This window comes from ANME-2 cluster archaeon, from assembly GCA_014237145.1.
Lineage (GTDB): Archaea > Halobacteriota > Methanosarcinia > Methanosarcinales > Methanocomedenaceae > Methanocomedens_A.
The window spans coordinates 1-4433 of sequence record JAAXOC010000060.1; the positions used below are offsets into that span (position 1 = coordinate 1).

A 4433-nucleotide genomic window follows, 5' to 3' on the forward strand; every position below is an offset into this window, starting at 1 on the left:
CGCAGGCACCCGTTCCATCGCCCTTATCGTGGACGACCCGGACGCCCCGGGTAAAACCTGGGTCCACTGGGTGATCTACGATATACCTGTCAACAGCACCGGACTGCCCGGTGCGGTACCAAAGAACAAGACCCTGGACGACGTCAGCCTGCAGGGCACGAACGACTTTGGCAGGATCGGCTATAACGGACCCTGTCCGCCGCCGGGCAAGCCTCACAGGTATTTCTTCAGGGTATATGCCCTGGATACAACATCTGGCTTAATGAGCGGTGCCACCAAATCCCAGCTTGAGGCTGCAATGTCAGGGCACATCTTGGCACAGGGAGAGAGGGTGGGGAAATACGGGCGCTGATTGATTGTGACTATCGTATCCTGAAGGCTTCCTCTTAGTGGTTCGATTCATGATGCGATTTATATGCATGCCGGGACGTATGTCGAGAATATGGATATGAGGAATAGCTCAGGCTGGTTGGCGATGGTACAATAACTGAGGCTACAAATATTTATATGGATATCGAAAAGTATTGATAGTAGATAGCGTCTGAAAATGAGGATTTTGATGAAGCAAAATAAGTTGATGGAACTGACTCCTGATAAATGGGGGCTGCTCGTTTATCTGAACGAGCATGATGCAGTGGATTTAACCATGATAAAACGATTTATGAATGATATAGCGGAGTCCAGATTGGTGCTTGCAGAGAATAACCTCTTTGTGGCGGAAAAATTGCTAGAAACTGGTTTAAGCAACCGAACCGTGATTCACAAGTCGTATTATTCGATGTATCATGCTGCAAGGTCTGCGGTGTATCTGCAGATGCAGATTGATGTCACGAGGCATAGATCACTGGTGGATAAGTTCAAGAAACTGCTTGCAAGGAACTTTGGAGATGAAACGCTTGCCAAGCAGATGAATAAATGGAGATCGATGCGTATAAAGTGTGATTACGATCCGGGCGTAGAAGTTGCGGAAGATATGTGTGGATATGCGATATCAGACGCTGTCAGGATCGTTGATACCTGTAAAAGTCTTGTGGAGGGATTTTAGATGGATAAAGAAGAAATCATAAGGATAATCAGGGATGAAGTTTCAAAGGAATTTGGAGCTGAAAGGATTAAGGATATTGAATATTTCGGACCTTATGAAGGCGAGGATCTTGATGTGATCGTTTATGTTGAGGGGATCGATGAGCGTAAGGATGGATTGGACGTGGGCATGCGACTGTCTGATAAGTTCTATGAGATGGATATCGATGTTCCGATTGCTATAATGAGGGCAAAGGAAGGAACGGGTGAAGAGGCGGCAGCATAAGCGAATCGCTGGGTGCGCTGCTATTGGCTGCGGTCGCAGTGGTGCTTGCGGCGAGCGCTGGGGATACGATTGAGGTGAAGGTATGCTTTTAGTAGAAGGAGGCGAATGCGACAGTGCCATAATCCTGAGTGCACGCAATTCCCTCTTCTGATAGCGGACGACCCGGACGCACCCGGCAAAACCTGGGTCCACTGGGTGATCTACAACATACCTGCCAGTAGCACCGGACTGCCCGCTGCGGTACTAAAGAACAAGACCCTAAACGACGTCAGCCTGCAGGACAAGAATGACTTTGGCAGGACCTGCTATAACAGCTCCTGCCCGCCGCCGGGTAAGCCCCATAGGTATTTCTTCAAGGTATGTGCCCTGGATACTACACTTAGCCTAAAGAGCGGTGCAACCAAATCCCAGCTTGAGGCCGCAATGTCAGGGCACATCCTGGCACAGGGAGAGATGGTAGGGAAATACGGGCGCTAACCGACCCAAGGGGTATATCGGGACTGCGGTGGATCAGGTGGAGGCTGTGGTGGAGCAGTTGAGGGAAAAAAGCATTAATGCGAAATAATTTCGATTGCAATTGAGATGAACGGCGAAAGTTGGGACCTGGTGGATTGGAATATATATCTATTTGCAAACACCGGGACAGCGTCTTGGTGACAAATGATGCCCAGTTGAATCGAAAAATATAATTTAGAATAATTTTTAATATCATAAAGTTATATTTATAATATAATGGATAATCGGAAAGATAAATTAAGACTAGTGGTCGAAGAATACTGGAGAAAAGAAATACCAACAGCCATAGAACGAAAAATCGCTTTAAAGACCGAAAGCGACCTCATAAATGATATCATAGGTCCAAGAAGGGCAGGCAAGACATTTTTAATGTTCTCGACCATCCAGGCACTCCTGGAGGGCAAAGTAGAAAACGAAGCCACCATATATATCAATTTCGAGAACAGGAAACTGCTCCCACTTACACCGGATTATTTCAATGACCTGGTCGAAGTAATCCATGCCAGGAAGCTTCTTGAAAAGCATACAAAGGTATATATTTTCCTTGATGAGGTCCAGAGGGTTGAGGGATGGGAAAAATATATACGAAGTATATACGATGAATTCAAAGGACGGACCAAGATTTTTATTTCCGGTTCAACCTCACGGCTGACCGGGTCAGAGTTAAGTTATCTGTTGACAGGCAGGCATTTAACCACAACGGTCCAGCCTTTGAGCTTTGGTGAATTCTTATTGTTCAAAGGTTTCAACCTGCAACCAGGATATCTTATCGAAGAGGATATTGCAGTAGTAAAGGAATATCTAAGGGAATACCTTGAGTTCGGGGGATTTCCAGAGGTTGCACTGATAAAAACGGGGAAGGAAGAACTGCTACAGACATTATTCACTGACATCATAAGCCGGGACATTCTGCCAAAAGCGAAAAGGCGGGGCGAGATTGTTGAGGACATGGCGTATTTATTGTGCTCCAATTCAGGTAGACTGGCAAGTTTCTCTAAATTGACCCGGACGCTGGGGGCAATGGGGGTCAAGGTCTCTGTGCCTACTTTCGAGAAGTATTTCTCCACCATGAAAGAGGCGTTCCTGTTCTTCGACCTTAAGGTATTTTCATACAAGGTCAGGGACCAGATGCAGTATCCGAGAAAGATTTACTGCATTGATCCGGGTTTTGTTAATTTTGCTGGTTTTCGGTTCTCTGAGGACCGGGGACGGTTGATGGAAAACCTGGTTGCTGTTGAACTGCTGCGAAGAGTATCCCTGAAACCTGTGATGGAATTATTTTATTGGAAAGACCAGCAGCATAGGGAGGTCGATTTTGTTGTCAGGGAAGGGATCAAGGTCAGGCAGCTGATCCAGGTAACTTTTGCTGCTGACAGGGTTGGGATTGCGAAGCGGGAGATCAATGCGCTGGTTAAGGCTGGGGATGAACTGGGGTGTAGCGAGTTGCTTGTAATTACGTGGGAGTATGAGGGGGAGGATGTTGTGAAGGGGAAAAGGATTGTTTACAGGCAGTTGTGGAAATGGCTTTTGGGAAGGGATTAGCTTGTTTTTTGTACAAGGAATGATGATATTGTGGTGCAGGGAGCAATGGGCCCGGTAGAATAAGAGTTCATGATCCGACAGTGGGTAGTACTGGTGGGCAGTGTAACCAGAATATCTTTAGTGACATTCCTAGTGGTGAATCTCTGCCGGATTATGTGCCCGCCGCCGGACAGGCCCCACAGGTATTTCTTCAATGTTTATGCCTATGGCGTCATTCTAGCATCTTTGTTTATTACATCTAACTCACTCATGAATTGCCTTTATTGCCCCTTATTTTGAGTTATTTTAGCACAAACCGATAGTGTAATATCCTAGTGTAACATTACACTAGACATGACATTCATCAGAAAAATAAAGCAACGTGGAAAAATATACTATGCAGAAGTTGAGAATCAATGGATTGATGGGAAATGTGTTCAAAAACACATCCGATCATTAGGTACCGATCCCAAACACCCAACAAATATAGCAATCGAACCAACTCATTTTTCATACCTATCTTTGCGGTTAATGCAAGGTTCACTCACACCAAATGATCTCTTTGAGATGTTGGAAAATATGGGTCAGCCAGTGAGGAAGGAAGACCTCAAGCGACTAGGTATTCACTATGATTTTGAAAAAAAAACGTACTCCATCTCCCTATCTTACAAGAAGAACTCAAAATCAAAAACCAAACACAATGTCTAATATGTGAACAAAACCCACACGCACAAACAACATACACAAGACCCATAAAAACCCTTTCAGCTGAACGAGAATTAAGCATCCGGAAAAAGTATTGCAAAATACACGGTTTAATCAACAACGAAAACGTCTCATTCCTGAATAAAATCTGTTTGCCGCGGAGAACCTTTGACACAAAAGTAATGACGGCAATTGGATACCTCCGGTGGTTTTTCAACTATCAACGAGAAGAAATCCAGTTACTTCTTGGGGCAAGAGGGGTTCAAATCTCGACCGGTGAGATATCCAAATTGTCTGAAGAATTTCTTCTTCGATTTTATATTGTTCACAAAAAGCATAGTCCTCAGATGAAAGAATTATTTGAAACTAATAAAGGATTTAT

6 protein-coding genes are annotated in these 4433 nt (G+C 44.8%); all 6 read left to right on the forward strand.

All coding sequences use genetic code 11. From position 1 onward, the window contains the following. Positions 1-352, forward strand: a 352-nt coding sequence (locus tag HF974_07825) for a YbhB/YbcL family Raf kinase inhibitor-like protein (GenBank protein MBC2698227.1), incomplete at its 5' end; no start/stop codon positions are given. Between the two features lie 207 nt (positions 353-559). Further along, complete coding sequence (locus tag HF974_07830) at positions 560-1045, forward strand: HEPN domain-containing protein (protein MBC2698228.1); 486 nt, start codon at positions 560-562, stop codon at positions 1043-1045. Further along, positions 1046-1309 carry a hypothetical protein gene (locus tag HF974_07835; protein MBC2698229.1) on the forward strand — a complete coding sequence of 88 codons (264 nt, stop codon included), beginning with the start codon at positions 1046-1048 and terminating at the stop codon, positions 1307-1309. 105 nt (positions 1310-1414) lie between these two features. After that, complete coding sequence (locus HF974_07840) at positions 1415-1786, forward strand: YbhB/YbcL family Raf kinase inhibitor-like protein (GenBank protein ID MBC2698230.1); 372 nt, start codon at positions 1415-1417, stop codon at positions 1784-1786. A gap of 255 nt (positions 1787-2041) precedes the next feature. Beyond that, positions 2042-3367, forward strand: coding sequence for an ATP-binding protein (locus tag HF974_07845; protein ID MBC2698231.1), 1326 nt, complete (start codon positions 2042-2044; stop codon positions 3365-3367). A gap of 333 nt (positions 3368-3700) precedes the next feature. Then, complete coding sequence (locus HF974_07850; GenBank protein ID MBC2698232.1) at positions 3701-4054, forward strand: hypothetical protein; 354 nt, start codon at positions 3701-3703, stop codon at positions 4052-4054. Positions 4055-4433 lie beyond the last annotated feature (379 nt).